28 protein-coding genes and 1 rRNA gene are annotated in these 26,302 nt (G+C 45.1%); 8 read left to right on the top strand and 21 right to left on the bottom strand.

Features of this window, described 5'->3' with window-relative positions:
• Positions 1–191: 191 nt before the first annotated feature.
• A 5S ribosomal RNA gene (rrf, locus tag VXQ11_RS07260) occupies positions 192–306 on the top strand.
• Between the two features lie 205 nt (positions 307–511).
• Positions 512–1,690, top strand: coding sequence for a PQQ-dependent sugar dehydrogenase (locus VXQ11_RS07255; RefSeq protein WP_416705743.1), 1,179 nt, complete (start codon positions 512–514; stop codon positions 1,688–1,690).
• Positions 1,691–2,069: 379 nt separating this feature from the next.
• Here the strand turns inward: VXQ11_RS07255 and VXQ11_RS07250 are convergent, their stop codons facing one another.
• The 5 genes from VXQ11_RS07250 to ribF form a co-directional block, all read right to left on the bottom strand.
• Entirely contained in the window at positions 2,070–2,612 is a 543-nt protein-coding gene (locus VXQ11_RS07250; RefSeq protein ID WP_416705742.1) for an NADPH-dependent FMN reductase, read from the bottom strand.
• 136 nt (positions 2,613–2,748) lie between these two features.
• Positions 2,749–3,231: an FKBP-type peptidyl-prolyl cis-trans isomerase gene (locus VXQ11_RS07245; RefSeq protein WP_064095155.1), complete on the bottom strand. Its 483-nt coding sequence runs from the start codon at positions 3,229–3,231 to the stop codon at positions 2,749–2,751.
• On the bottom strand, positions 3,224–3,763 hold the full coding sequence (gene lspA / locus VXQ11_RS07240; RefSeq protein ID WP_416681608.1) for a signal peptidase II: 540 nt from the start codon (positions 3,761–3,763) through the stop codon (positions 3,224–3,226). Before lspA ends, VXQ11_RS07245 begins: the two co-directional genes overlap by 8 nt.
• Positions 3,756–6,602, bottom strand: coding sequence for an isoleucine--tRNA ligase (gene ileS / locus VXQ11_RS07235; protein ID WP_416705741.1), 2,847 nt, complete (start codon positions 6,600–6,602; stop codon positions 3,756–3,758). Before ileS ends, lspA begins: the two co-directional genes overlap by 8 nt.
• A gap of 65 nt (positions 6,603–6,667) precedes the next feature.
• Positions 6,668–7,669: a bifunctional riboflavin kinase/FAD synthetase gene (ribF, locus tag VXQ11_RS07230; protein WP_416705740.1), complete on the bottom strand. Its 1,002-nt coding sequence runs from the start codon at positions 7,667–7,669 to the stop codon at positions 6,668–6,670.
• A gap of 207 nt (positions 7,670–7,876) precedes the next feature.
• Here ribF and VXQ11_RS07225 point away from each other — a divergent pair, with 207 nt between their 5' ends.
• A complete protein-coding gene (locus VXQ11_RS07225; protein ID WP_416705739.1) occupies positions 7,877–9,031 on the top strand; it encodes a TDT family transporter in 1,155 nt (384 codons plus the stop codon).
• Between the two features lie 104 nt (positions 9,032–9,135).
• Positions 9,136–9,702 carry a 5'-nucleosidase gene (locus VXQ11_RS07220; protein WP_171254895.1) on the top strand — a complete coding sequence of 189 codons (567 nt, stop codon included), beginning with the start codon at positions 9,136–9,138 and terminating at the stop codon, positions 9,700–9,702.
• A gap of 64 nt (positions 9,703–9,766) precedes the next feature.
• On the opposite strand, the gene VXQ11_RS07215 is transcribed toward VXQ11_RS07220, so the two are convergent.
• From VXQ11_RS07215 to ubiG, 14 genes are all read right to left on the bottom strand, one after another.
• Positions 9,767–10,387: a TetR/AcrR family transcriptional regulator gene (locus VXQ11_RS07215; RefSeq protein WP_064095150.1), complete on the bottom strand. Its 621-nt coding sequence runs from the start codon at positions 10,385–10,387 to the stop codon at positions 9,767–9,769.
• A gap of 318 nt (positions 10,388–10,705) precedes the next feature.
• Positions 10,706–11,512, bottom strand: a complete 807-nt coding sequence (locus VXQ11_RS07210; RefSeq protein ID WP_144724117.1) for an ATP-binding cassette domain-containing protein — start codon at positions 11,510–11,512, stop codon at positions 10,706–10,708.
• Between the two features lie 21 nt (positions 11,513–11,533).
• Positions 11,534–12,349 carry an aliphatic sulfonate ABC transporter permease SsuC gene (ssuC, locus tag VXQ11_RS07205; protein ID WP_416705738.1) on the bottom strand — a complete coding sequence of 272 codons (816 nt, stop codon included), beginning with the start codon at positions 12,347–12,349 and terminating at the stop codon, positions 11,534–11,536.
• Complete coding sequence (ssuD, locus tag VXQ11_RS07200) at positions 12,349–13,524, bottom strand: FMNH2-dependent alkanesulfonate monooxygenase (RefSeq protein WP_064102560.1); 1,176 nt, start codon at positions 13,522–13,524, stop codon at positions 12,349–12,351. The genes ssuC and ssuD overlap by 1 nt, the downstream gene beginning before the upstream one ends.
• A 36-nt stretch (positions 13,525–13,560) precedes the next feature.
• Complete coding sequence (locus VXQ11_RS07195; protein ID WP_416705737.1) at positions 13,561–14,556, bottom strand: aliphatic sulfonate ABC transporter substrate-binding protein; 996 nt, start codon at positions 14,554–14,556, stop codon at positions 13,561–13,563.
• Between the two features lie 24 nt (positions 14,557–14,580).
• Entirely contained in the window at positions 14,581–15,537 is a 957-nt protein-coding gene (locus VXQ11_RS07190; protein ID WP_416705736.1) for a sulfonate ABC transporter substrate-binding protein, read from the bottom strand.
• Between the two features lie 333 nt (positions 15,538–15,870).
• Positions 15,871–17,211 (bottom strand): amino-acid N-acetyltransferase, encoded by a 1,341-nt coding sequence (argA, locus tag VXQ11_RS07185; protein WP_416681588.1) that lies wholly within the window; start codon positions 17,209–17,211, stop codon positions 15,871–15,873.
• 132 nt (positions 17,212–17,343) lie between these two features.
• A complete protein-coding gene (locus VXQ11_RS07180) occupies positions 17,344–17,712 on the bottom strand; it encodes an RcnB family protein (RefSeq protein ID WP_416705735.1) in 369 nt (122 codons plus the stop codon).
• Positions 17,713–17,943: 231 nt separating this feature from the next.
• Positions 17,944–18,324: an RcnB family protein gene (locus VXQ11_RS07175; protein WP_064095142.1), complete on the bottom strand. Its 381-nt coding sequence runs from the start codon at positions 18,322–18,324 to the stop codon at positions 17,944–17,946.
• A 305-nt stretch (positions 18,325–18,629) separates the two neighbouring features.
• The gene (locus VXQ11_RS07170; protein WP_171255305.1) at positions 18,630–18,785 is read right to left on the bottom strand and encodes a hypothetical protein; all 156 of its coding nucleotides are present in this window, start codon (positions 18,783–18,785) and stop codon (positions 18,630–18,632) included.
• A 180-nt stretch (positions 18,786–18,965) separates the two neighbouring features.
• Positions 18,966–19,385: a hypothetical protein gene (locus VXQ11_RS07165; RefSeq protein WP_416681585.1), complete on the bottom strand. Its 420-nt coding sequence runs from the start codon at positions 19,383–19,385 to the stop codon at positions 18,966–18,968.
• 155 nt (positions 19,386–19,540) lie between these two features.
• Positions 19,541–20,287, bottom strand: a complete 747-nt coding sequence (locus VXQ11_RS07160; protein ID WP_064102565.1) for a YciK family oxidoreductase — start codon at positions 20,285–20,287, stop codon at positions 19,541–19,543.
• Positions 20,288–20,326: 39 nt separating this feature from the next.
• Positions 20,327–21,016 (bottom strand): HAD family hydrolase, encoded by a 690-nt coding sequence (locus VXQ11_RS07155; RefSeq protein WP_416705734.1) that lies wholly within the window; start codon positions 21,014–21,016, stop codon positions 20,327–20,329.
• The gene (gene ubiG, locus VXQ11_RS07150) at positions 21,013–21,741 is read right to left on the bottom strand and encodes a bifunctional 2-polyprenyl-6-hydroxyphenol methylase/3-demethylubiquinol 3-O-methyltransferase UbiG (protein ID WP_064102567.1); all 729 of its coding nucleotides are present in this window, start codon (positions 21,739–21,741) and stop codon (positions 21,013–21,015) included. The genes VXQ11_RS07155 and ubiG overlap by 4 nt, the downstream gene beginning before the upstream one ends.
• Before the next feature lie 228 nt (positions 21,742–21,969).
• Between ubiG and VXQ11_RS07145 the strand changes: the two genes are divergently transcribed.
• Positions 21,970–22,584, top strand: coding sequence for a thiol:disulfide interchange protein DsbA/DsbL (locus tag VXQ11_RS07145; protein ID WP_064102568.1), 615 nt, complete (start codon positions 21,970–21,972; stop codon positions 22,582–22,584).
• 50 nt (positions 22,585–22,634) lie between these two features.
• Here the strand turns inward: VXQ11_RS07145 and VXQ11_RS07140 are convergent, their stop codons facing one another.
• Positions 22,635–23,327 carry a TetR family transcriptional regulator gene (locus VXQ11_RS07140; protein WP_064095136.1) on the bottom strand — a complete coding sequence of 231 codons (693 nt, stop codon included), beginning with the start codon at positions 23,325–23,327 and terminating at the stop codon, positions 22,635–22,637.
• A 210-nt stretch (positions 23,328–23,537) separates the two neighbouring features.
• Here VXQ11_RS07140 and rph point away from each other — a divergent pair, with 210 nt between their 5' ends.
• Both rph and VXQ11_RS07130 read left to right on the top strand, forming a co-directional pair.
• On the top strand, positions 23,538–24,254 hold the full coding sequence (rph, locus tag VXQ11_RS07135) for a ribonuclease PH (RefSeq protein WP_005261502.1): 717 nt from the start codon (positions 23,538–23,540) through the stop codon (positions 24,252–24,254).
• A gap of 144 nt (positions 24,255–24,398) precedes the next feature.
• Complete coding sequence (locus VXQ11_RS07130; RefSeq protein WP_263600642.1) at positions 24,399–24,533, top strand: hypothetical protein; 135 nt, start codon at positions 24,399–24,401, stop codon at positions 24,531–24,533.
• Between the two features lie 115 nt (positions 24,534–24,648).
• Here the strand turns inward: VXQ11_RS07130 and nadC are convergent, their stop codons facing one another.
• On the bottom strand, positions 24,649–25,500 hold the full coding sequence (nadC, locus tag VXQ11_RS07125; protein ID WP_416705733.1) for a carboxylating nicotinate-nucleotide diphosphorylase: 852 nt from the start codon (positions 25,498–25,500) through the stop codon (positions 24,649–24,651).
• 182 nt (positions 25,501–25,682) lie between these two features.
• Here nadC and ampD point away from each other — a divergent pair, with 182 nt between their 5' ends.
• Positions 25,683–26,273: a 1,6-anhydro-N-acetylmuramyl-L-alanine amidase AmpD gene (gene ampD, locus VXQ11_RS07120; protein WP_064095181.1), complete on the top strand. Its 591-nt coding sequence runs from the start codon at positions 25,683–25,685 to the stop codon at positions 26,271–26,273.
• Positions 26,274–26,302: the final 29 nt, after the last annotated feature.

Raw genomic sequence — 26,302 nt, 5'->3', positions numbered from 1 at the left:
CTTGACTATACAACACCCAAACAGTTGTTGTATAACGCTCAATTGATTCGAAATCAAACGATCAAACTTGATTTAGTTGAAAAGCTAGATAAAATGGACAACCTAATTTAACTCAAGTATCTCTGTTAATAACTCATTTGACCAAGCCTTGGCATCTAAATAAGACCAAACGCAAAGTCATAAACAGTTGTGCTGGCGACCATAGCAAGAGTGAACCACCTGATCCCTTCCCGAACTCAGAAGTGAAACCTCTTAGCGCTGATGGTAGTGTGGGATTACCCATGTGAGAGTAAGTCATCGCCAGCTCATTATTCAAAACACCCCCGGTCTAAAGGCCGGGGGTGTTTTTTTATGGGGGGAATTTAGTCGAAAGCTTAGACACTCATTCTTTATTAAAATAAATTCTATTTATAATTTTTAAATATATCTATTTACTTTTCTATGCTGAATTTAGACCAGAAACTCTGTATCTTGATGTTAATTTGGACAATAAATCAGTATGGAGAAGATAATGTTATCGCAATTTAAAATAAAAATTTTACTTAGTTGCTGTGCTTTGGCATTTACTGCCTGTCATGCAGAGAATTCCTCCTCTAATTCTGAGACTGCTCAACAGACTTCTCCAGCTACTCATGCATCCGATTCAGTCTCTTCAAGCATGCAAAAATATAAGGTTGAACAGATTGCTCAATTTAATGAACCTTGGGCAATTGCCACCTTAAACGATGGCCGGCTGCTGATTACTGAGCGTAAAGGAAAATTGCAGCTCTTTGATCCCAAAAATAAGAAAAAAATCGAGGTGAAAGGCATACCTCAGGTTGCGTATGGAGGCCAAGGCGGCTTAGGTGAAGTTGCTTTACATCCAGATTTTGCAAAGAATCAGTGGGTATATCTGAGTTATGCTGAAAAGGGTCAAGGTGGATATGGTGCTGTGGTCATTCGTGGCAAACTTGATTTGAGCCAGCCTACCCTCCAATTGAAACAGATTGAACGGATCTGGACACAAATACCCAAATTTTCGGGTCAGGGGCATTATGCGCACCGAATTGTATTCGGGCCGGATGGCAAGTTATGGATCAGTTCGGGGGAACGTCAGCAATTTGATCCTGCACAGGACATGCAATCCAATGCCGGTAAAATTATTCGTCTGAATGAGGATGGTTCAATTCCTGCCGATAATCCCTTTATGAATCAGGGTAAAATTGCCCAGCAGGTTTGGAGTCTTGGACACCGTAATCCTCTGGGAATGGCGTTTGATCCCAAAGGGCAGCTTTGGGTCATTGAAATGGGACCGAAAGGCGGTGATGAACTGAACAAGATTATCAAGGCTAAAAATTATGGCTATCCTTTAGTATCAAATGGCGATCATTATGATGGCAAGCCCATTCCCGACCACAGTAGCCGTCCTGAATTCGAAGCTCCGGCACTGGACTGGACACCAGTAATTTCTCCTTCAGATTTGCTGTTTTATACTGCGAATATCTTCCCACAATGGAAAAATAAGGTAATTGTAACCGGTTTGTCTTCCAAGGCAATCGTGATTGTAGATACCACTCAGACCCCAGTAAAAGAAATCCAGCGTCTGAATATGAAAGAACGGATTCGTGGGGCTGCCCAGGCAGAGGATGGTTCGTTATGGGTCATTGAGGATGGTCCGCAAGTCAACCTGTTAAAAATGACAGCACCTTAATCCGCTTTTTAAAGATATGGGGCTAAGATAAATATCATCCGGAAACTGGAAAATCTCGAGATTGTAAGCTGCCGATGGGCTCTATCTCTGATTTCAGGTTGATGTCTGATACTGAGAAATGACTATTCAAGCCAAAACAAATCGTTTAAAACAAAAAAGCCTCAACATCCTGTTGAGGCTTTTCTGGATTTGCTTCTCAGATCTGACTCCTGTCTAATCTGTCAACGTCCTGTTGATTTGCGCTTTTTATTGTTGTGGTATCGCTTTGCAGACTTCCTGTCTGTCTATGCATTCACTATAGCCTTGCAGAAAAGTGAGGAATAGCCGCCAAATACTGCGCTGTATGTAGGCTAAAACGTACAGGATTTCCGTCTAATCATTAGGCACTGACATACCGAATCAGTTTATCTACAGCAGCTTTTAAATTTTTATTATCGAATTCATTGCCCTGGAAGGAATAATCTTTGTTCCGTGCAAAAATATCCCGGATTTCGATGACAGCATTAGTATCTATCAGTCCAAGCTGAGTACCCACTTGACGAATCTGGTCAATCGAACGTGAGCCATTGGTCGCACCATAACCAATATAAGCTGCCGGTTTGCCCTGCCATTCCTTGCCGAGATAGTCCAGTGCATTTTTCAGAGCTGGACTATAGCCATGATTATACTCAGGCGTGACAAAAATAAAGGCATCGCCAAGCGCAATCTTGTCTGCCCACTCTTGCTGTTTGGGCTGATCATAAATCCCGGTCAGGGGAGGGTGAGCGCCGGCAAATAGCGGAAGATCCCATTCTTTTAAATCGACAATTTCAGTTTCCAAAGTGCTAAAGGTATAACTTTTAATTTCCTGCAGTACCCAATGCGCTACTTTAATGGCAGTACGCCCCTCACGCACGCTCCCAACCACAATATAAATTTTCATGTTTAGTCCTTTTTCAGGGTCTTAATCATCAAATTAAATTAATCAGATTTCAGAAAGGTGACTAGAGATGATTTGTATCCGGAACATAAAAAAGCTCCCGAAGGAGCTTTTTTAAATCAGTCAATTAGCTGAAACTTTACATCAGTTTAACGCCTTGCTGGCCAGCAGGTGTCACTTTAAAGATTTCCACTTCAAAGGTGATGTTCTTGCCTGCCAATGGATGGTTAAAGTCCACTTCGGTAATATCATCATTGACTGATCTGACTACGCCATACAGGGTGGCCTTGGCTTTGTCTTCAAACTCGATCATGTGACCTTCGATCGGACGTTCTCCAAATTTTACCGTGTCAAATTTCTGGATGTTTTCTGGATTCCATGGCCCAAAAGCATCTTCTGGTGGCAGGCTGACCGTGCGACGGTCACCGGCACGTAAGCCAATTAGTGCTTTTTCAAAACCAGGCAGTAGATTGCCATCGCCAATCACCAGGCTGACCGGTTCTTCACGGCTACGGGTATTGTCAATTTCCACGCCATTTTCGATTGCGACAGAAAAGTGCAGCTCGACTTTAGAACCGTCTGCAACCCGGGTTTCTTCGTTGGGATGAATAAAATCAGTCATGTTGTGCTTGCGCCCGTTGAATTCGATGTTTTTCTAAGAAAAAGGTATCAATCAGCATCAGAATAGTACCTATAGTAATGGCACTGTCTGCGATATTGAAAGCAGGGAAGTGGCTGTTCTGGTAATACACATGAATAAAATCGACCACATAGCCGAGGCTGATCCGGTCAATCAGATTACCGATGGCACCCCCCAGAATCAGGGCTATCGCCAGCGGCAAGATTTTCATGTCTTTTGGCATACGCATCAGCCAAAACACGAAGACCACAGACACTAAACCTGCCAGTGAAGTAAAGAAATAGCGTTGCCAACCACCGGCATCGGACAGAAAACTGAAGGCAGCGCCATAGTTATGTAGCAGTGTCCAATTTAAAAAGGGCAGTACAGGAACAGGATCTGCATAATTCAGATTTGTCACTGCAATCCATTTGGTCCATTGATCCAGAATGATCGCCAGAATGGCCAGTCCAATCCACCATAAATTATGTGGATAGAACTGGAATAAGCCCTTTTTCGTGCGGGTATTAGGCATATTTTCTCTCTTCGCCTTGGCCTGTAGGAAGGTTAATGATACAACGGCCGCATAGTCCCGGATGTGAGCTATGTGTATTCACATCTGGAAGAACATGCCAGCAGCGTACACATTTTTCGCCATCTGCCGCAGAAACTTTCACGTGAAGACCTTCAAGATCAGATGCTTCACCTTGAGCTGCATCAAACTCATTCACCAGCACTTGTGACGTAATCAATACGAAACGAAGTTCGTCACCCAGTTTATCAAGTACCGCTTTCAGTTCGTTCGACGCCCAAAGTTCAACTTTGGCTGACAAGTTGGAACCCACTGTTTTCGCAGTACGCGCTGTTTCGATAAACTTGTTCACCGCAGATTTCACCGCAATCAGGGTTTGCCATTCCGCTTCTGTCACGATGTTGGCTTCAGTCGCTACAGGAATGTCATACCATTCCGCAGTAAACACATATTTCTCTGTTTGCTCAGGAATTAATGGCCAAGCTTCTTGTGCTGTGAAGCTCAAGATCGGTGCCATCCAGCGCACGAATGCCTGTACCAAGTGATACAACGCAGTTTGTGCAGAATGACGTGCTTGTGAGTCTGCTTTGGTGGTGTACTGACGGTCTTTGATGATGTCGAGGTAGAAACCACCCAGGTCATTAATACAGAAGTTAGTCAAGGCGCTGGTGACGATATGGAAATTCATATCTTCATAGGCTTGCTGAACAGTTTTCTGTACCTCAGCTGCACGTTGCAGGATGTATTGATCCAGTGCGATCAACTGATCGACTGGCAATGCATCGGTAGACGGTTTGAAGCCATTCAGGTTTGCCAACAAGAAACGCAAGGTGTTACGGATACGGCGATAACCATCAGAGGCACGGCTAAAGATTTCCTTACCAGCCGTCATTTCATAACGGTAATCCGCAGAGGCGATCCAGAAGCGTAAGCCATCTGCACCCATATCTTTAATGATGTCTTGCGGTGTGATGACGTTACCGATTGATTTTGACATCTTACGGCCTTTTTCATCGACCACGAAACCGTGGGTCAGCAGACCTTTATATGGCGCACGTTCATTGATCGCAATCGACGTTAACAAAGACGATTGGAACCAGCCACGGTGTTGGTCAGAACCTTCCAGATATAAATCAGCAGGATCAGTCAGTTCTTCGCGTTCACGAAGTACCGCAAAGTGTGTTGTACCCGAGTCAAACCATACGTCCAGCGTATCGCGTACCGCGTTGTAGTGTTCAGCATCATCGCCGATGAACTCAGATGCATCACGGTTGTACCAGCCGTCAATCCCTTCCTGTTCGATCAGTTTCGCGACTTCTTCGATCAGTTCAGGTGTACGTGGATGCAATTCATTAGTGTCTTTATGCACGAAGAACGGGATTGGTACACCCCAGGTACGTTGACGCGAGATACACCAGTCCGGACGGCCTTCGATCATCGCCTGAATTCGGTTTTTACCCCAGTCCGGCACAAAGCTGATCTCATTTTCGATCGCATTTAATGCGCCTTGACGTAAGCCTTTGGCATCCATGCTGATGAACCATTGTGGTGTCGCACGGAAGATAATTGGGGTTTTATGACGCCAGCAGTGTGGGTAGCTATGTTTGATGACGACATGTGCCCAAAGCTTGCCTGCTCCAGTCAATGTCTCAATAATTTTGGGGTTGGCTTTGTAGATATGCTCGCCTGGAAAGATTGGCGAGGTTGGTAAATACACACCATTTCCGCCGACTGGGTTGTCTACTTTAAGGTTATAAATCAGGCCAACTTTATAATCGTCTACACCATGGCCCGGCGCGGTATGAACGGCACCTGTACCACTGGTTGCAATCACGTGTTCGCCTAAAATAACGGGAACTTGACGGTCGGTAATCAGAGGGTGTTGTAATTGTAAGTTTTCAAGTTTGCTACCGCTAAAGTCAGCAAGGACTTCAAATGCTTCAAAGCCATAACGCTCAGAGGCAGATTGAACAAGATCTTTTGCTAAAATCAGGTTTTGTGCAACCTTGTTTTCGCCTGTTGCTTTCACCAGTTGGTATTCAATCTCTGCATGCAGGGCAACGGCCTGGTTGGCAGGTAGCGTCCAAGGTGTCGTGGTCCAGATCACGATGTCCGTTGAGTCTTTAACTTCTACACCCAGACGTACAGATAAGTCAGCTAAATCTACAACGGTAAAACCAACATCAATCGCGTCGGATTTTTTATCTTCGTATTCCACTTCTGCTTCAGCCAATGATGAACCACAGTCCAGACACCAGTTCACCGGTTTCAGACCCGGCTCAATGTGGCCGGCTTTGGCAATGGCACCAAGCGAACGTACGATGTCTGCTTCCTGTTTGAAGTTCATGGTCAAATACGGATTGTCCCAATCCCCGAACACGCCCATACGTACGAAGTCTTTCTTCTGTAATTCAACTTGTGTGTAGGCATATTCACGGCAGGCTTTACGGAAAGTTGAAGCATCGACTTTCACGCCGACTTTGCCGACTTTCTCTTCAACTTTCAGTTCAATTGGCAGACCATGACAGTCCCAGCCCGGTACATACGGCGCATCAAACCCGTCCATGACCCGGCTTTTGATAATGATGTCTTTTAAAACTTTATTGACTGCATGGCCCAAATGGATCTGACCATTGGCATAAGGAGGGCCGTCATGAAGCACGTATTTTTTCTTGCCAATACGCGATGCACGAATCTGCTGATAAATGTTGTCGGCATACCACTCTTCTAACCATTTCGCTTCACGTACTGCCAAATTTGCCTTCATTGCAAAGTCAGTACCTGGGAGGTTCAGCGTGGCTTTATAGTCCACTGCATTTTCAGGAGTTTGCTTATCGCTCATGCAAGTCGTCTTCCAATCTAATCAGTTTATGTCACTGACACGTTTTACAATAAAAATATGGGATATTAAAAGGGAAAAGTGGGGTGATTTCGACGAAACTCAAGCAGTTTCTCGACATCATCATCAATTCCGGCTTTTAGCGCTTCAAGCGAAGGATAGTCCTTTTCGCCATGTAAATAGTTTAAGAACGTCACCCGCATCAACAGGCCATACAGATTAGCAGAAACATCTGGAAAATGTACTTCTAATCGCCATTGCGGATGCGCTTGTTTAATGGCTGGACGGGTGCCGACATGACCTGCCCCAAACAGGGCCGTTGGGTCATAACCCGCAATACCGGTTTGCGCTGCAGAATCAGCTTTTACCTTGTCTTTTAAGGATAAGGTTTCGCAAATAACATCAACTCCATAAATCCCCTTCAGGCAGGGCTTATGACGGTTGAGGCGGATATTGATGGTCGGAAAATCAAGGGTTCGACCAATCTGATCGCCATATTGTACCCGCCCGGTAATACTGTAAGGACGGCCCAGCAGCTGTGCGGCCAGAGCCAGATCACCTGCGAGCAAAGTCTGGCGAATCCGGGTAGAACTGACCCGTTCACCATCCAGAGCAATGGTATTTAAATTGGTGACTTCAAAGCCATAATTGCGCAGAAATTCGCTGTTACCCTGGCGGTTTTTACCAAAGTGAAAATCATCACCCAAGACCAGATGCTGCGCATTGAGTTTTTCTTTTAAAATATCCGCAAAGGCTTCTGCGGTCAGGCTGCGAAAGCTATGGTCAAATTTTGCCACAGCAATATAGTCCACACCCAGTTCAGTCAGGTATTCAACTTTTTCACGCAGTGATGAAATACGCGGTGGCGCTTCATAACCTTTAAAGTATTCAAGCGGTTGTGGCTCGAAAATCATTACTACAGATTTTAAACCCTGTGCTTTGGCCACCTGTTGCAGCTGACGGATCATGGCCTGATGACCTAAATGCACGCCGTCAAAATTACCGATAGTCACGGCAGTTTTGGGTAACTTGGAATGAGACGCTAAAGCATTTAGACGGAGCAGCTGCATGGGCAAATCAAGTGCTTAGAAATTTCGAGAGGCTATATATTGCCATAATCTCAGCGTTTCGTCTTGTTGTTGTGTTTTTAGACAATAAAATTAATGCAATGATGAATTTATAATCAATTAAATTGATAATAAAAATGAATATTAATCAATTTAATTTATATTCAATTATTCGTATGATGGTTCTAACATCCTTTCAGAGTGAAGCTGATGAAAAAGCCATTTGCCGATTTAAATCGAGTTTCTGACCTGATCCGTGAGTTCACACCGAACTGGTTCACAGTAACCATGGGTACCGGTATTGTCGCTTTAATCATCGCAGAATCTCCGCTGGCATCTGAGCTTTTCTGGCAAATGGGTGCCGGGCTTTGGCTTTTGAATATCATCTTATTTGTTGCTTTCCTGAGTCTTTATGCACTGCGCTGGATTTATTACCCAGTTGAAGCCAAACAGATTTTTCAGCATCCAAATATGAGTTTATTTTTGGGTGCAATCCCGATGGGGCTTGCCACAATCATCAATGGCTTTCTTAAATTTGGTATTGTTCAAATGGGCGATATTGCCGTACAGATTGCAGGACTACTTTGGTATGTCGATGTTGCACTTGCGGTTCTGATTGCGTGGGCCGTGCCATTTTTTATGTATAGCCGGCAGAAGCATGAGTTTAAAAGCATGACAGCAGTGTGGTTGCTGCCCATCGTGGCATGTGAGGTTGCTGCAAGTAGTGGGGGATTGTTATTGGCCCATCAGGAGCCAACTCAACAGAGCGTCATGATTCTACTCGGCAGCTATATGCTGTGGGGAATTTCAGTTCTGCCTGCATTTGGAATTCTGAGCATTTTAATGTTGCGTCTGGCTTTACATCAGTTACCTGAAAAAGAAATGGCCATTAGCAGTTGGCTTGCCCTTGGGCCAATTGGTACAGGTGCATTGGCATTGTTATTACTGGGTCATCAGGCACCGCAAGTGTTGGCAGTGATAGATCAATACAGTCTGGGGCTGTTTTTACAACAGGTGGGTATTATGGGTGCCTTAATCCTGCTTGGCTTTGCTGTCTGGTGGTTTGGTATCGCCTTATTGACTACCTTATCTCATGCCAGAAAGCAGTTGCCCTTTAACTTGGGCTGGTGGGGACTCACCTTTCCAATCGGTGTATTTACTTTGGCGATATTTAATCTAGCTGCCGCACTAGAGCTTCAATTTTTATATGCGGTTGCTTATGCACTGGGAGGTGTATTAGTCATGTTATGGATACTGGTTGCAACTAAAACGGCAGCGGGTTTTTACCATGGAAATTTAATCTTTTCACCTTGCCTTAAACAGTATTTGCAAAAGCAGCAAATTGCGAAGGCCACAGAAAAATAAGAATGCAATTCCCTGTATGACTGGGCATCTAAAATGATGCAACTCAGGCTGCCTTGTGCTGCTGTTTTATGGTATATCACTGCCATACAGCGCAGGAGACGATTGTGAGTCAAGAAATTGCATTAATTATGGCACTTCCGAATGAGTCCAAAGGCTTGTTTGAAGCAGAAGGTATTGAAGTACATTACAGCGGGATTGGCAAAATTAATGCAGCCTTTAAAGCCTTTGAAGTGATTCAGAAGACGGGCTGCACTACCTTACTGAACCTGGGTACAGCAGGGAGTACGCATTTTAATGCACATGAACTGATTGAAGTGAGCCAGTTTGTACAGCGTGATATGGATGTTTCACCACTCGGTTTTGAAATCGGCGTTACGCCGATGGATCAGCATTTCCCGGGTGCTATTGAGCTGGAATCGTTCTTTGAACATTTGCCGAAAGGGATTTGCGGGACAGGTGACAGTTTTGAAACCAGCATGTCGAAAGTCACGTGTAATCTGGTTGATATGGAAGGCTATGCTTTGGCAAAAGTCTGTAAAAAACTGGGTGTTCGCCTGATTTCAGTCAAATATATCAGTGATGGTGCCAATGAAACTGCGCATCTGGACTGGGAAGAGAATCTGTTGCTGGGTGCGAGGAAGTTATTAGATTTATATCGAATGGTAAAATAAAAGGGAGGCTCAAGTTTGCTCGGCGACCATAGGAGCTATGGCCGTATGCCAATCATAAGTGCGCTTATTGATCCTTACGTGGGATCACGCCATATAACATCATGTTTACCGTATGCTGGATAATGCGTTGCTGCATGCTGCGGTTACGCAAGGTTTTACCTGTGACCATTTCCATCTGGATAGAGAAATCTGCATAGTTTTGGGTGATGGCCCAAATATTCAGAATCAGTAATTCAGGATCAATATTCGCAGAGATTTTGCCTTGTTCCTGCCAGTTGGAAATCACTTTAGCTTTGCGCTTCACCAATTTTTTCAGTGGACCTTTTAAAATCTCCAGAATATGCGGTGCGCCTTGAATCACTTCTAAAGCAAATAAACGCGATGCTTTAGGCTGGGTACGCGACACTTCAATTTTTTGCATCAAATAATTGGTGATCGCTTCTTCAGGTTCAAGTTCTGCTTCAAGGGTTTGTAAAGGCGCCAGCCATTTTTGTAGAACGGTGGTTAATACCTCGACATACAAGGCTTCTTTATTTTCATAATAATAGAAAATATTCGACTTATGCATTTCTGCAATTTGTGCGATTTCATCCAGACTTGCCCCACTAAAACCATATAGGGAAAATACATCTAGTGCAGCATTTAGCAGCTGATTGCGCTTTTGAGTGCTCTTTTTTTGTTCCATTAGCAAATATAAAAACAATTAAAAAAAGGGAATCTTTAATTGTACGGCAAATCATCAGATTTGTGCACACAGTCACAGGCTAATTTTTTGAATAATGATGATTTATTCTCTAGATTAATATTTAAAACAGGCTAGATCCGTCCACACAAATAAAATTCAAGTTTCTGAAAATATTTCATTTTCTTATTGGTCTTGTTGCTAAATGACAGAGGAGAGCGAAGTTCAAAGGACGGAAATTGAAGTATATCGGATTAAACTTAAGATAATTTTTAAGCATCAAACCCGTAACCCTGTGTGATTTTGGGTTTGATCCAAGCTTCAGGTTGCTAAAACCGCTTTTAGGACCTGCTGTTCCAGTTCTGCAAATTTGACACTTTTTTGCCGGGGACGAGGTAAATTAACCCTAAACTCTTTGGCAATATGGCCTTTGTCCAGCAAGATAATCCGGTCTGCCAATTGCACGGCTTCACTGACATCGTGGGTCACCAGAATGGCGGTAAAACCTTGTTCGGTCCAGAGACGCTCAATCAGGCTTTGCATTTCCAGTCGTGTCAGGGCATCCAGGGCGCCGAGTGGTTCATCCAGCAGCAGAATACGCGGCTGATGCGATAATGCCCGCGCCAAGGCGGTACGTTGCCGTTGTCCTCCGGAAAGCTGTGAAGGCCAGAGTCCAGCTTTTTCTTTGAGGCCGACTTTTTCCAGCATTTGCGAAGCTTTGGCATGCTGCTCCTTCGGTAAACCGAGTTGCACATTCTGTTCGATGCTGCGCCAGGGCAACAGGCGAGGGTCCTGAAACATCACCCGGATATCATCTGCAGTAATGCCTTCACGAATATGCCGGGCGGACTTAAACTTGATTTCGCCATAGCTCTGTTTTTCTAGGTCAGCGATCAGGCGCAATAAGGTACTTTTACCACAACCACTGCGACCGACAATCGCCAGAAATTCACCTGGCTGGATATGCAGGTCCAGGTCTTGCAGAACTTTGACCGAACCGTAAAATTTGTGCAGCTGTTCAATGATAATTTCGGCACCAAGCACTGTAGCAGGATTGATCTCTGCCGCAGGTTGCTCCAGTGGTCTAATCGGGTCATTGGCATGACGCCCTAAACTGAGATCAGTCATCACATGCTCCTTATTTATTCTTTATTTTTGATACCCAGCATGCCAGCGCAGCAGGAATCGTTCTAAAGCTACTGCCAGGACATCGGCCAGTTTACCCAGCAGGGCATACAGTAAAATACCTACCAGAACCACATCGGTTTGCAAGAATTCACGTGCATTCATGGTCATATAACCAATACCGGACTGGGCAGAAATAGTTTCAGCAACAATTAACAGTACCCAGACCAGACCCAGAGAAAAACGCAGGCCGACCAGAATTGATGGCATCGCACCCGGCAGAATAATTTCTCTATATAGCTGCCAGCGAGTTAAACCATAGCTTTTTCCCATCTCGATTAACTGTGGATCAACCGAGCGGATGCCGTGATAAGTATTGATATAAATTGGGAAAAATACCCCAATCGCCACCAAGAACAATTTGGCGGATTCATCAATCCCGAACCATAAGATCACTAGGGGAATGAGTGCCAGTGCAGGAATATTGCGGATCATCTGCAAGGTCGTATCGAGCAGGGTAGAGGCAGTTCTGGATGAGCCATTTAACAGTCCCAGTAATAGACCCAAACCACCACCCACCAATAATCCGCTGATGGCACGTCCTGCACTGACTTGCACATGCGTCCACAGTTCACCGCTGAGCAATAAATTCCAGAAGGCTAAAACCACGGCACTTGGTGCAGGCAGAATCCGGCTTTCCAGCAGGCCTGTGCTAGAGGCAATTTGCCAAACTGCAATCAAGAAAATTGGAACCAGCCAGGGCAGCAGGTGCTGCCCCAGAATTGTTCCACGTGAAACCGGCTTTTGGGCCAGGGTTCCAACGGAAACGACTTTTGACATTAAGCAGACTCCTGAATTTTCTCAGCCTGCTTGTTTTCGTCCGGTGTGTAGTTGTTCGCCACGATTTCACCAAATGGACCGGTCAAGTTTGGTTGAGTGAGTTTTTGCTGGGTTTCCAGTGGAAGTAAAGGGAATACCAGTTCGGCAAAACGGATTGATTCTTCCAGATGTGGATAGCCTGAGAAAATAAAGGTGCTGATCCCCAGATCGGCATATTCCTGGATACGTGCAGCGACAGTTTCCGGATCGCCGACCAGTGCCGTACCTGCACCACCACGAACCAGACCTACACCTGCCCATAGGTTCGGAGAAACTTCGAGTTTGCTACGGTCGCCGTTATGCAGTTCTGCCATACGGCGCTGACCGACCGAGTCCATGGATTTGAATTTAGCTTGAGCTGCAGCGATAGTGGCATCATCCACATATTGAATCAGTTCTTCAGCCGCCGCCCAGGCCTGCTCATTGGTTTCGCGTACGATCACGTGTAAACGGATCCCGTAATTCAGTTCACGACCTTTAGCTGCAGCCTTGGCTTTTACCACTGCAATTTTTTCTTTGACTGCGGCCGGTGGCTCGCCCCAGGTCAGGTAAGTGTCGACCTGATCCGTGGCCAGTTCAATGGCATCATCCGATGAACCGCCAAACCATAAAGGCGGATGTGGCTGCTGGATTGGTGGATACAGCAATTTTGCCTCATCGACACTTAAGCGTTCGCCATGGAAGCTAAAGCTTTCCCCAGTATGTGAACGTTTTAAAATTTCACGCCAGATGGTGGTGTATTCGGTCGCCGTTTTATAGCGGGTTGTGTGATCTTCATAGACGCCGTCACCTTTTAGCTCCTGCTCGTCACCGCCAGTCACCAGATTCAGCAGCACCCGGCCATTGGATAAACGGTCAAAGGTTGCAGCCATGCGTGCAGCCAGTGCCGGGGTGGTCACGCCCGGACGCAGGGCCACCAGAAATTTTAATTTTTTGGTCGCGTCAATCAGGCTGGCTGCAGTTAACCATGGATCTTCACAAGAACGGCCGGTTGGAATCAGGACACCTTCATAACCTAAGTTATCTACCGCAACGGCAATCTGCTTCATGTAGGCATGATCTACAACACGTGCGCCCTTGCTGGTGCCTAAGTAACGACTGTCGCCATGAGTGGGGATAAACCAGAAAATTTTCATGTGATATTCCTTAAATTAAATCATCTTGTTTGCTAATTAATGTGTGGCTGCTGGCGACCAGATCTGTTGCTGGACGCTGATGGTTTTGGGAATCAGTTGAACCTGCTGGAAGAGATTGGCAATATTCTGTTGGGCTTTGATCACTTCCGTCGTTAAAGGCTGAACCGGCGAAGGTTTAAGACGACGCTCAAATGCAAGCTTTGCCACTTCTGGTTTCAGACCGGTACTTTTCTGATAAATATCTAGGGCTACAGCCTGGTTTTTAAGAATCCACTGGTCAGAGGCATTTAAAGCCTGAATAAACTTCCCGGGACTATCCGGATGCTTCTGAATAAATTCGGGATTACCGATATAAAAGGAGTAGGTTTGCGGAAAGTCACTGGATTCAATCAGCAGCTTAACCTGGCTGTCGAACTCGGCTGCGCCTAGGAAGGGATCCCAGATTGCCCAGGCATCAATGGCTTTTTTGTCAAAAGCAGCACGTGCATCCGCGGGTGGAAGCCAGACGGCTTGAATCTCTGACCAGCTTAAGCCGGCTTTTTCCAGAGTTTTGGCCAGAAGTTCATGGGCACTTGAACCTTTCTGCACCGCGATCCGTTTTCCTTTCAACTGTTGAATCGTCTGGATGGCACTGTCTTTCGGCACGACCACGGCCAAAGAGTTTCCAGCCACTTTTTCAAAGGCCACATAGCTCAGGGCTTTGTCTGCAGCCTGTGCAAAAATGGGTGGGGTATTCCCTACATAGCCATAATCCACTGCACCGACTGCCAGTGCTTCCAGCATTTGTGGGCCCGCCGGAAACTCTTTCCACTCAATTTTGGCATTGGGAAATTGTTGTTCTAACAGTTTTTCATTGCGTGCTACCAGCAGATTCAAGGCTGATTTCTGAAAGCCAACCGCAATGCTTTGTACCTGTTGTGCTGCTTTGGTTTCTGCAGCAGCTGTTTGCTGTGGTTCCTGTTTCTGGCAGCCAGTCAGACTAAAGCTCAATAACGCTAAGCTGATATAAGAAACTGTTTTTAAATGACTCATTTTTATTCTCGAAGTATTCTGCTGTTATTTAATAATTGCTGCATCAATATTCAGCTTTTGTGGAATTAGCTGCTGCGCATAAAACGCATCGGCGACCTGTTGCTGTTTTTGAATCACGTCAGTCGTGAGGGGTTTAACACCGAAGCCCATGCGTGAAATAGAGGTTTTTAAGACATCGACGGCCAGACCTGTCGGTTTTTGCAGGAGCTGAGCAGCAGCATCCTGATTTTTTGCCACCCAGTCCGTGGTCAGGTTCAATTCATTGACAACTGCCTGTACCACCTGAGGATGGCTTTCTGCGAACTTGCGATCTGCCAGATAGAACTGGTGGTTGCTCACCACATTTTCACCACTGGCAATGACACGCGCACCAATCTGATGTTCAGCAGCTGCAAAAAACGGATCCCAGATCACCCAGGCATCGACTGCACCACGTTCAAATGCAGCACGTGCATCGGAAGGGGGTAAATAAATTACTTCGATATCATCAAGGCCAAGCTGCTTGGCTTCCAGAACTTTTAACAGTAAGTAATGCACATTTGAACCTTTGTTCAGGGCCACCCGTTTGCCTTTCAGATCCTGAATGGACTGGATTGGTGAATCTTTCGGTACAATTAAGGCTTCGGCTTTAGGTGCTTGCGGCTGATTGGCCACATAGACCAGATTTGAGTTGGCCGCCTGAGCAAAAATCGGCGGTGCTTCACCGGCTTCACCAAAAGAGACGCTGCCAACGTTCAGTCCCTCAAGCAGTTGCGGACCAGCAGGAAATTCTACCCATTTCACATTGATCCCTTGTTGCTTCAAGGTCGTTTCCAGCGTGCCGCGTTCTTTTAAAATCGGTAATACGCCGTATTTTTGAAAACCGATATTCAGGGTAAGGGTATCTTCCTTTTTCGAGCAGCCTGAAAGCATCATGACACCCGCCATCGCAGTACCGAGTACCACAGTCTTGGTTAAAAACTGAACATGAGATTGGCGCATGAATCAAAACTCCCGAAAATGACAAACTAGTGAATGAAAACTTAGGGACACGCTAATCGTTTTTGTTTTTCTAAAAAAATAACTATTCAGGAATTTCTAATGAAGAAAAAAGATAAATAAAAAAGCGCAAAACTTATGCGAAAAAGTGATTTATATAAAAATGAATATTTACTATTTAAGTTAATTAAGATTTTGAAATATATAATTATATTTTTAAGTTAAATATGTTGATATGTTTATCTGAAAAGCAGCAATACAATCTTAACAACTAAATCAAAATTACAAGATATCTTTATCTGAAATTAAGCTAAGGCACCAAAAGAAAAAGTCACTTTAAAGTGACTTTTTGCAAACAATGGAATTGCGTTGATAATTATAAAAAGCCTGACGGGCATCCGGCAGATCATCGACTGAAGCCGGTTCAAAGCCCTGTTCCAGAAACCAGTGCGCGGTGCGCGTGGTTAGAATAAACAGTTGCTGAATCTGCATGCTTTTGGCTTTTTCTTCAAGATAATGCAGGATCTGGCTACCCCGATTGGACTGGCGATAACTTGGATGGACCGCAACACAGGCAATTTCTGCAGAACGCAATTCATCCCCTGTTGTCGGAATCGGATAAAGGGCGGCACAGGCCAGAATCATGCCGTCCCGTTCGATTACAGCAAACTGGTTGATTTCATTTTCCAGACGTTCCCGGGAACGATAGACTAGAATGCCTTCTTCTTCCAATGGACGTAGCAGACTGATCAGGCCACCGACATCCTGAATATCGGCCATACGCACTTCTTCATAATGTGCATCGGTGACCAGAGTACCGGAACCATCCCGGGTGAACAGTTCTTCCAGCAGGGCACCATCATAGGCATAAGAAATCAGGTGCACCCGATGGACGCCGTTCATGGAGGCTTCTTGTGCGGCTTTTAGCTGTAATCCTCTTTCAGGTGCATCTTGCAGCGGAATATAGTCATTCAATTGTTGCGGCGTGACTTCCCGTTTGAGCTGGCCGTTACGATCTATCAAACCATGCTGCTTGCCCAGAAAAATCAGTTTATCTGCCTTGAGCCGAATTGCAGTTTTGGTCGCGACCTCTTCAGCAAGCAGATTAAAGACTTCTCCGGTGGTGGAATAACCCGTCGGGCCAAGTACCACAATATTATGATTGTCCAAATGGCGCTGAATCGCATCGGTATCGATCGCACGGACTTCCCCGGTCAGTTGAAAATCAATACCATCACGAATGCCATAAGGCTTGGCAGTGACAAAATTCCCCGAAACGGTATCAATGCGGGCACCATACATGGGTGAATTGGCCAGTCCCATCGACAGCAGTGCTTCAATTTGCAGACGGATTGAGCCGACAGCACTCATCACGCAGCTTAAAGATTCACGTGTGGTGACCCGACGCTGCTGGTAAAAAGGCGTGGTAATCTGGTTTTGGGCCAGATTCTGGTTAATTTGCGGACGAGCGCCATATACCAGAATCAGCCGAATCCCCAATGAATGCAACAAGGCAATATCATGAATAATATGCTGAAAGTTGTCATTTAAAACGGCTTCACCATCAAACATGATCACAAAGGTTTTGTTGCGGTGCGCATTGATATAAGGCGCAGAATTGCGAAACCAGTGCACATATTGCAGTGTTGTGCTTTGTGACGTGTCTGCCGAAGTCATGCCTGAGCCTATTTCAATGATGAGATCCAACTTTGATTCTAATGAAAAAAAACGCAAGTGGAAGTACAGATATAAAAAAACACCTGAAGGGGAACTTCAGGTGTCTGCAAGACGAGCAGTAATGGAGAAAGATTAGTTCATGATCCGTACGATTTTATTGGTACGCTCATTCACCAGAACATAGTCATTGTTGACTTTATACCACTGCTGGAAACGGCCGGTATTCGGTAGACGACGTGCTTCACGATCACTCACTTCAAAACGTTTGTTGTCGTATTGACGTGGTAAAGTTTGCCCTACGCGCCAGTCACGGCTTGGATTGACTACACGGTTGTTATGACGGCGGTCATCATTCCATTTTTTACTATCTTTGGCATCCCAGTGTGGTGCCGATTTATGCGGATTATGGTCATAACGTGAGTCATGCTGTGGTGCTGCCATTGCAGAAGTAGCTAACAAAGCACTGAGAGATAACGTAACTGTAGTTAAAACTTTTTTCATGGCTCTCACCTAAAAATGTAAATCTAATTTCGATGAGACTAAATTAGCGAACAAGTGCATAGAAAGCATGAGGGCTATTTAGTTAAAATGTTAAATTCGTGAAGAAATTTAGAAGATGGTTGCGCTAGAGCTAGATAAGCACAGGACAGCGTAATCATAGGCAATTGGAAAAATCAGTCACCTAAATAAAAAAGGCCCAAACAATGTTGGGCCTAGAGCATGAGATGTAATTTAGTCACCAACAATACGGATAATATTGTTATTTTCTGAATCGACCAGAATATAGTCGTTATTGACTTTGTACCATTGCTGCTTGCGATCAGGTCGAGGCAGGCGATGATCTTTGTATTCGACTTTATAGCCATTACCACGATAATGCTGCGGCATTACATAACCTGGCTGCCATCTGAGCTGTTGTAGACGTTTCACTCCGCGTTCTTCCCGCATACGACGGTTATCCTGCTGCTCTTGAGGAGCCTCGCGGAACTCGCGGCCTTTTTTCTTGTCTGCGCCATAATGCGAATCATCATTGAAATGAGGGGCAGCGATGACGACATTGCTCAGCATGAATGTACTGCAAGAAATTGCCAGTGCCATCAAAACCTTTTTCATGTTGAACCCTCATTAAATTGTTCACTTTCTACAGTACCTAATGTACGGAAAAATTGCAGAGAAACTGTGAAGAACAGGCACAAGTTTTATAACAAATGCAGAGATATTATGATGATGTTATAATATCAGACTGCGGTCTTGATCATAAGGCTCGGTATAAAGAGCTATGTTCTTATCTGATCAAAGCGAGGGCAAACATGCAAGCTAAAATCGATGATTTTGTTCAAAAAAGCAGCATTGAATCACTCGTAAAATAATCAATCCTCTACTGAAATGGCAGAAAATTTTATCGGTTTATCTCAAGATTAATTCCATTGTTCTGCTAGACCCTGTAAGGAGTGAATCGCTTCAGCGACTGATTCCGCTTGCAGGGCATCATCTAATGCCACAATCAGGGCCTGTGATAATTGTAATTGTTCAATCTGATGAATTGTTTCAATTTTTCGTTTCTGGTCAGCCATGCTGTACTCCTGTCTGATCTATCTGGCGATATAAGAAGCATAGTTCATATAGATTTATTTGGAAAACCGTATAATTTTATAAAAATGATGCGAAAATTCGATTAATAAACTCTTTTTTTAAAAAATCAGCTAAAAAAAGAGCACTTTTAAAAAGTACTCTCTATATAAATTGCTTGGCTTTTAATAAGCGTAGTTCAGGTCAGTATAATCCGTTAGTGATTTCTGTACATGCGCCTGAATAAAGGCACGTACATCCTCGGCTGTCATGGCTTTGCCCTGATTGCTGATGACATGCTCGATTTCTGGTTGTCCTTCAATCTTAATGCGATAAACAAAATGCTTGGCCAGATGATAACAATCGTCTAATTTTTCAATTCCAGTCACATAATAATAGGCGTGTTCAAAATTCAGATCATGATGTGAAAATACAAACTGCTCGAACAGTTTGAGTTTCTGGGCATTTTCGAGTGCTTTGATGTCATCTACAATACTGGCTTCAAACTTGGTGTCATATTTTTCAGAAATAGGCTGTTGATCAATCAGCAGCGAGACCATGCCATCGTCTAAATGGGTCACCGTAATATTGTTTAACTCAGTCATGATGCACTCTTGTTCAATGTAGTGAGGCTTAGTATGCGGGGATTTTAGTGAAATTCAATGCGATCCGGCGAGAGTCATTCCCGATTTATGCGTCATATAAAGCCTGAAAGCATAGAAAAGGGAGCAATTGCTCCCTGAATAAAATAAAAAGAAGGTTAATCCTGCGCATCAATACTTTGACCATTCATATGCAGGCTGTCATCGCCCATCAAATACAGATAAGCCGGCATAATTGAATCGGGAGTCGGTAAAACTTTTGGATCTTCATCCGGATAGGCCTTGGCGCGCATGGCGGTACGCGTTGCCCCAGGATTGATACAGTTATAACGGATATTGGGGTGTACCTGCTCTTTGGCAAATAACTGGCTTACTGCTTCAATGGCAATTTTCGATACGGAATAAGCACCCCAGCGTTCGCGGGCTTCACGGCCTACACCTGAACTGGCAAATACGACGGAAGCATGTTCAGATTTGGATAATAGCGGTAACAGCGCTTGGGTCATGACAAAAGGGGCACGCAGATTAACTGCCATCACATCATCCCAGACATTGACCGGGTAATCCGCCAGGGGAACTCGGTCACCCAAAATACCGGCATTATGCAGAATTCCGTCCAGACGGCCAAACTGACGGTCTAGGGTATCGAGCAGAAGTTCATAATCCCGTTCCGAGGCGCTAGAGAGCTGTAACGGCAAGATGGCAGGTTGCGGTGCCCCTAAACTTTCAATTTCATCATAGATGACTTCCAGTTTATTCAAGGTACGTCCATGCAACACCACTGTTGCACCATGCAAGGCATAACTGATTGCTGCTGCACGCCCGATGCCATCGCCCGCACCCGTGATCAGGATAATACGATCCTTGAGCAGATCGGGGCGAGGTTGATATTCTGAATATTTCATTATCTACCTCCTTATTTCTTATTGTTTGGTTTTAAGCTTTCAAGATACCGCAGTTTGCTGTTGCACGAGCAGTTTCTGAATCAGCCGCTGTAATTCTGCAACTGTATCCACTATATAGTCGGCTTGCCAGGCTGTTAAGTTATCTTTGTATTGCAGTGGTAAATAACCATAAGCTGCCAGAATGGTGGTCATCTTGGCATGACGCCCTGCATCAATATCACGCGGATGATCACCGACATAGATACAGTCTTCTGCAGCAAACCCGAGCTGTTTGGCTGCCAGATACATCGGTTCAGGATCAGGTTTAGTGCGTGTCACATCTTCCGGGCAAACCAGTACAGCACAGCGTTCAGTTAAATTCAGTGCTTTCAGTAAAGCCTCACTGAGCCAGCGCGGTTTATTGGTGACGATGCCCCACGGAATATCTTGTGCTTCCAGCTGTTCCAGCAAGGGATACATACCATCAAACAGATCGGTATCGACCGCAATATCGGCACCGTACATATCCAGAAAACGCTGACGATGGGCTAAAAATACCGGATCTTCCAGTTGCAGTTCCGGATAGACCAGTTTCACCATGGCGCGTGCACCTTCAGAAACCTGGGTACGGATCAGCTCGGGTTCAACCAGTGCGCGGCCTTCTTCACGGCACATCTGCTGGATAATCCGGACAAAATCGGCCGCAGTATCAATGAGGGTACCATCGAGATCAAATAAAACTGCTTTCATTCTGTGGGCTCTGCTGCATTCTCTTTCACGGTATAGACCATATAATTTACATCTACATTCGCTGCCAGCCAATAATGCTTGGTCAATGGATTATAGTGCAGGCCGGTCATATCTTTGAGTTTTAAACCGGCATTACGAATATCATGCGCCAGTTCGGACGGCTTGATAAATTTGCTGTAATCGTGGGTGCCTTTGGCCAACATCCGCAACACATATTCTGCCCCGATAATGGCAAATAAATAGGACTTCGGATTACGGTTAATGGTCGAGAAAAACACATGACCGCCTGGCTTGACCAGCTTGTAACAGGCCTGAATAATCGATGCTGGATCTGGCACATGTTCCAGCATTTCCATGCAGGTCACGATGTCATATTGACCAGCCTGTTCGTCTGCCAGTTGCTCGACCGGCACCTGTCGGTATTCGATATTGCTGACACCTTCTTGTTCGGCATGGATGCGTGCCACATTCAGAGGCGCTGCGCCCATATCAATCCCGAGTACATCAGCACCCCGACGTGCCATGCTTTCGGCCAGAATCCCGCCACCACAGCCGACATCCAGCACTTTTTTACCACTCAGACCACCGGCATGTTCATCAATCCAGTTTAAACGTAGTGGATTAATCATGTGCAAGGGGCGGAACTCGGAATGCTGATCCCACCATATAGCTGCAAATGCTTCAAATTTGGCAATTTCTTGTGGATCAACATTCAATTGCGACATTGGTGTCACCTCAATCAGTCATGATTAGCTAAAAATATGTACGTGCCGAAAGGCCAGGGAAACTGATGTAAAACCTTGAAAATCAGTTCGATGGTTTAGTGTAGCGATTCTGGCAGAAAAAGCGATAAAAGCAGCAAAAAAGTTCACAGAATGAAAACGAAACCGGCATAATTGATTTATATTGAACACATAAACTTAAGCATAATGATTTAGAGGACGATAATCCGAATGAAAAAATTCCTTTTAGGCGCTGTTGCCGCATCTGTTTTGGCCGTTTCAGGCAATGCTATGGCCAATTTTGTGGCAGGTCAGGACTATCAGGTGGTTGCAAAACCAGTCAAAGTCGAAAAACCAGGCAAAATTGAAGTGCGTGAATTCTTCTGGTACGGCTGTGGTCACTGTTTCTCGCTTGAACCACATATGCAGAGCTGGTTAAAGAAATTACCAAAAGATGTACGTTTTGTACGTACACCGGCTGCGATGAACCCACTTTGGGAACAGGCAGCGCGAGCTTATTATGTATCTGAAGCATTGGGGGTGCGTCAAAAAGCACATTTACAGCTATTCCATGATATTCATGACAAACAGCGTCCAATTTTAGAACAGGCACAGCTGGCCAAATTCTATACCCGCTATGGTATTCCTGAAGCGAAATTTAACAGCACCTATAAATCTTTCCCGATCACTTCGAAAATTGCCCAAGCCAAAAATCTGGCTGCCCAATATCAGTTAAGTGGTGTTCCGGCAGTCACCGTGAATGGTAAATATATTGTGCAGGGGGATGGTGCCAAAGTCATTCAGGTCGTGAATTATCTGGTCGAAAAAGAGCGTAAAGCCAAATAATGTTAAGCTGAAGACCAGCCAAAAACCTGCATCCTATGTGGGTTTTTTGTTTAGGTCGGGGGAGTGACCATTTCATGGGTTGGGGGAGGTGCTGTTTCGGCAGGACTCCGATACCAGTGTAAAACCCCACGCAGCAAGAGCTGCATCTGTAGCACGCTTTGGCTTTTAAAGACATTGGATTGGACTTGGCGCAGCTCGGGATCAGCCTGATGCTGCAGATGAATCCAGCCCATGGCCCAGTTCAGGGACAGTTCAATCAGCATTTGTGCCAGAGCCTGCAAGTCCTGTGGGGTCTGGATATGCCGGGTGGTTTGCATCTTGGCAAGTTCATGCATGACATCTTCGGCCAGAAAATGAATTTCCCGTTCAATTCCGGTACGTAACACATCCGAGCCACCCCAGCGTTCTGCCACAAAAAAAATCCAGGATTCAGGATGGTATTCGACGGCCTGAAAAAACAGTTCCAGCCCGGTTCGGGTCCGGGTATTTGGCTGATACAGATAAGCCTGTCCCAATTGATGAAGTACCCCTTTGATGTGCATCGCCACCTGATCCAGCAATTCCAGACCGAGCTGGTCCATATCCTGAAAATGCCGATAAAACGCCGCGGGTACCAGTCCAACAGCATGTGCGACTTCCCGCAAACTGATCGTGCTGAAAGCGCGTCCCTGACTGCTGAATGCCAGTGTCGCATCAAGTAGTGCCTGATGACTTTGCTGCTTGCGATCTTCACGTAAGGACATAAATGGGTTTCCTGCCACTGGCTTCCCTTAAGGGGTATTTTAGTCTAGCAAAAATCAAGTCAAATCGTAGCGTCACAGGTCGGCAGAATTTTGATATTTCCTCCCGCTCTGATGCACTGATTTTGTAAATGAATGCCCCGCTTGCCTAATCTTGGTCAAGGCTTCTGCTATACTGGGCCGCAATTATTTTGAACCCCTACAGGACTTATTATGCGTATCGACCAACGAGCATTAGATCAATTACGTGAAGTGAAAATTACCCGTAACTATACACGTTATGCGGAAGGCTCTGTATTGGTTGAATTTGGTCATACCAAAGTACTCTGTACTGCCAGTGTAGACAGTTCTGTACCGCGTTTCCTGAAAGGTCAGGGCCAAGGCTGGGTAACTGCTGAATATGGCATGTTGCCACGTTCAACTCATACCCGTAGCGACCGTGAAGCGGCACGTGGCAAACAGAGTGGCCGTACCCAGGAAATTCAGCGCCTGATTGGTCGTAGCCTGCGCTCAATGGTTGATCTGAAAAAGCTGGGTGAAAATACCATTACCATCGACTGTGACGTGATTCAGGCTGATGGCGGTACCCGTACTGCAGCGATTACCGGTGCTGCAGTGGCTTTGGTCGATGCCATGAACGTATTGCTGGAAAGAAAGAAAATCAAACATGATCCGTTGAAAGGCCTAGTGGCTGCAGTTTCTGTGGGTATTTTCAAAGATGAAGTATTACTGGATCTTTGCTATGAAGAAGATTCAAACTGTCAAACGGACTTGAATGTGGTGATGACGCAGGCAGGCGAATTTATTGAAATTCAAGGCACTGCAGAAGACAAACCATTTACCCGTGCCCAATCGGATGCCATGCTGGAAATGGCCGAGAAAGGGATTCAGGAATTGGTGAAAAAACAGCAAGAAGCTTTAGGCTGGTAATTCATTAAAGCTAAAAAACGCATCTAAAAGATGCGTTTTTTTATGCCTCAACATTAGCTCACAAAAATTGAACAGGACCTGTCTACTGTAGCGCTGGGTTTCAGAAGATGATTTTAAATCTACTAACCCGTAGAGGATTGAGATATGAAAATATGGTTCATCGCACTGTCAGTGTGTACAGTTCTGGGTCTGGCGGCCTGTGATAATAATAAGTCCAAGTCCCATGATGCAAATCAGGATAGTACTTCTACACCGGCAGGACAAAATAATAATAAGTGATGACAATCCGACATCACTTCATTCCTCAATATATTTTTTGTACAAAATATGCGCAAAAAATTTTAAAAAATAAAAAAAAGGGTGCTTCGCACCCTTCTCCTATTGCGTATCAAATTTAAGCTTCAGCATTAAAACGCATCGATAGATCAATGGCTTTGACATCTTTGGTCAGCACGCCCATGGAAATATAATCAACGCCAGTGCTGGCAACCTCACGTAAATTCTCAATAGTAATATTCCCTGAAGCTTCCAGCTTACAGCGACCGGCTACATGTTGCACCGCATCAATCATTTGTTGCTGACTGAAGTTATCCAGCATCACGATATCGGCATGGGCTTCCAGCGCCTGATTCAGCTCATCCCAGGTTTCGACTTCAACTTCGATCGGTTTGCCTGGCGCAATCTGATGAGCCTTGGCAATTGCCTGCGCAATACCACCCGCTGCCATAATATGATTTTCTTTAATTAGAAAGGCGTCAAACAGACCCAAACGGTGATTCTGACCACCGCCAATGGCCACGGCATATTTTTGTGCAATACGCAGACCCGGAAGGGTTTTGCGCGTATCTAACAGCTTGGTGTTTAGACCTTGCAACTGTTTGACATAGTGGGCTGTTTTAGTGGCAACGGCTGATAGTGTCTGGACAAAGTTTAGGGCAGGGCGCTCTACAGTCAATAAGCTACGCGCAGATCCTGCCAGTTTTAAAAATACTTCATTGGCTTGAACATGATCGCCATCATTTTTCAGCCAGATCACTTCAACACTCGGGTCGTAGGCCTGAATCAAGGCATTGACCCAAGGCTGACCGGCCAAAACCATGTTTTCACGGCTAATGATGGTGGCAGTGGCCTGTTCGTCTTCAGGGGTCAGCAGGGCGGTAATATCGCCTTCACCAATATCTTCTGAAAGTGCCTGTTGGATGTTGATTTGAATCGACTGGTCTAGCAAAGCTTGAGATATGCTCATGTCTACTTCCGTATCTTTTTAAGCCGTAAAAATTGCGCCTTATCTTAGCACCGTTACATAAAAGATGAGCGATTTTTCATCCAGTTTGCCGGGATGAATTGAGATTTGTCCTTGAAAGTTTTAGCATGAAGCCGGCTGCAATGCTGATCTTGCAGATTTTATTTTTTGGGGAGAACGGTTTTATGCAACAGGCAGCTGAGTTTCAGGTCAGGGACGGGCAACTAATCGGTGCACGTCAAATCCCATCTCCCAATTTTAATCAGCGGCCACAACAGACCGAGATTCAATTGCTGGTGATTCATAATATCAGCCTGCCTCCTTCCCAGTTTGGTGGCGGTTATATTGAACAGTTTTTTCAGAATCAGCTGGACTGGTCCGTACATCCTTATTTTCAAACAATTGAAGGGATGCAGGTTTCAACTCATCTGCTGATTTTAAGAACGGGAGAGGTGCTGCAATTCGTCAATTTTAATGACCGTGCCTGGCATGCTGGCCGCTCGACCTATTTGGGCAAAAAAGAATGTAATGATTATTCGATCGGGATCGAGCTGGAAGGCAGTGATGATTTACCTTTTGCAACCGCACAGTATGAAGCCCTGGTCAAAGTGACTGCCTGTTTGCAAGATTATTATCCTAAAATCCAGCAGCATATTGCCGGACATTCAGATATTGCACCGGGCCGCAAGACTGATCCGGGGCCGTATTTTAACTGGGCTGATTTTCGTACACAGTTACAGCATTATAAAAACACTTCAAACTCGCTTGCGGGATGAAATTAAGCAATGAACTTCTGACAAAAGTT

This window comes from Acinetobacter sp. 197, assembly GCF_048148385.1.
GTDB lineage: Bacteria > Pseudomonadota > Gammaproteobacteria > Pseudomonadales > Moraxellaceae > Acinetobacter > Acinetobacter pecorum.
The sequence above is the reverse complement of the archived record's forward strand: the minus strand, read 5'-3'. Positions and strand labels throughout refer to the sequence as shown.

Coding starts and splice junctions, on each gene's coding strand:
- VXQ11_RS07255 (WP_416705743.1), top strand. CDS start 512: ATGTTATCGCAATTTAAAATAAAAATTTTACTTAGTTGCTGTGCTTTG.
- VXQ11_RS07250 (WP_416705742.1), bottom strand. CDS start 2,612: ATGAAAATTTATATTGTGGTTGGGAGCGTGCGTGAGGGGCGTACTGCC.
- VXQ11_RS07245 (WP_064095155.1), bottom strand. CDS start 3,231: ATGACTGATTTTATTCATCCCAACGAAGAAACCCGGGTTGCAGACGGT.
- lspA (WP_416681608.1), bottom strand. CDS start 3,763: ATGCCTAATACCCGCACGAAAAAGGGCTTATTCCAGTTCTATCCACAT.
- ileS (WP_416705741.1), bottom strand. CDS start 6,602: ATGAGCGATAAGCAAACTCCTGAAAATGCAGTGGACTATAAAGCCACG.
- ribF (WP_416705740.1), bottom strand. CDS start 7,669: ATGCAGCTGCTCCGTCTAAATGCTTTAGCGTCTCATTCCAAGTTACCC.
- VXQ11_RS07225 (WP_416705739.1), top strand. CDS start 7,877: ATGAAAAAGCCATTTGCCGATTTAAATCGAGTTTCTGACCTGATCCGT.
- VXQ11_RS07215 (WP_064095150.1), bottom strand. CDS start 10,387: ATGGAACAAAAAAAGAGCACTCAAAAGCGCAATCAGCTGCTAAATGCT.
- VXQ11_RS07210 (WP_144724117.1), bottom strand. CDS start 11,512: ATGACTGATCTCAGTTTAGGGCGTCATGCCAATGACCCGATTAGACCA.
- ssuC (WP_416705738.1), bottom strand. CDS start 12,349: ATGTCAAAAGTCGTTTCCGTTGGAACCCTGGCCCAAAAGCCGGTTTCA.
- ssuD (WP_064102560.1), bottom strand. CDS start 13,524: ATGAAAATTTTCTGGTTTATCCCCACTCATGGCGACAGTCGTTACTTA.
- VXQ11_RS07195 (WP_416705737.1), bottom strand. CDS start 14,556: ATGAGTCATTTAAAAACAGTTTCTTATATCAGCTTAGCGTTATTGAGC.
- VXQ11_RS07190 (WP_416705736.1), bottom strand. CDS start 15,537: ATGCGCCAATCTCATGTTCAGTTTTTAACCAAGACTGTGGTACTCGGT.
- argA (WP_416681588.1), bottom strand. CDS start 17,211: ATGACTTCGGCAGACACGTCACAAAGCACAACACTGCAATATGTGCAC.
- VXQ11_RS07180 (WP_416705735.1), bottom strand. CDS start 17,712: ATGAAAAAAGTTTTAACTACAGTTACGTTATCTCTCAGTGCTTTGTTA.
- VXQ11_RS07175 (WP_064095142.1), bottom strand. CDS start 18,324: ATGAAAAAGGTTTTGATGGCACTGGCAATTTCTTGCAGTACATTCATG.
- VXQ11_RS07170 (WP_171255305.1), bottom strand. CDS start 18,785: ATGGCTGACCAGAAACGAAAAATTGAAACAATTCATCAGATTGAACAA.
- VXQ11_RS07165 (WP_416681585.1), bottom strand. CDS start 19,385: ATGACTGAGTTAAACAATATTACGGTGACCCATTTAGACGATGGCATG.
- VXQ11_RS07160 (WP_064102565.1), bottom strand. CDS start 20,287: ATGAAATATTCAGAATATCAACCTCGCCCCGATCTGCTCAAGGATCGT.
- VXQ11_RS07155 (WP_416705734.1), bottom strand. CDS start 21,016: ATGAAAGCAGTTTTATTTGATCTCGATGGTACCCTCATTGATACTGCG.
- ubiG (WP_064102567.1), bottom strand. CDS start 21,741: ATGTCGCAATTGAATGTTGATCCACAAGAAATTGCCAAATTTGAAGCA.
- VXQ11_RS07145 (WP_064102568.1), top strand. CDS start 21,970: ATGAAAAAATTCCTTTTAGGCGCTGTTGCCGCATCTGTTTTGGCCGTT.
- VXQ11_RS07140 (WP_064095136.1), bottom strand. CDS start 23,327: ATGTCCTTACGTGAAGATCGCAAGCAGCAAAGTCATCAGGCACTACTT.
- rph (WP_005261502.1), top strand. CDS start 23,538: ATGCGTATCGACCAACGAGCATTAGATCAATTACGTGAAGTGAAAATT.
- VXQ11_RS07130 (WP_263600642.1), top strand. CDS start 24,399: ATGAAAATATGGTTCATCGCACTGTCAGTGTGTACAGTTCTGGGTCTG.
- nadC (WP_416705733.1), bottom strand. CDS start 25,500: ATGAGCATATCTCAAGCTTTGCTAGACCAGTCGATTCAAATCAACATC.
- ampD (WP_064095181.1), top strand. CDS start 25,683: ATGCAACAGGCAGCTGAGTTTCAGGTCAGGGACGGGCAACTAATCGGT.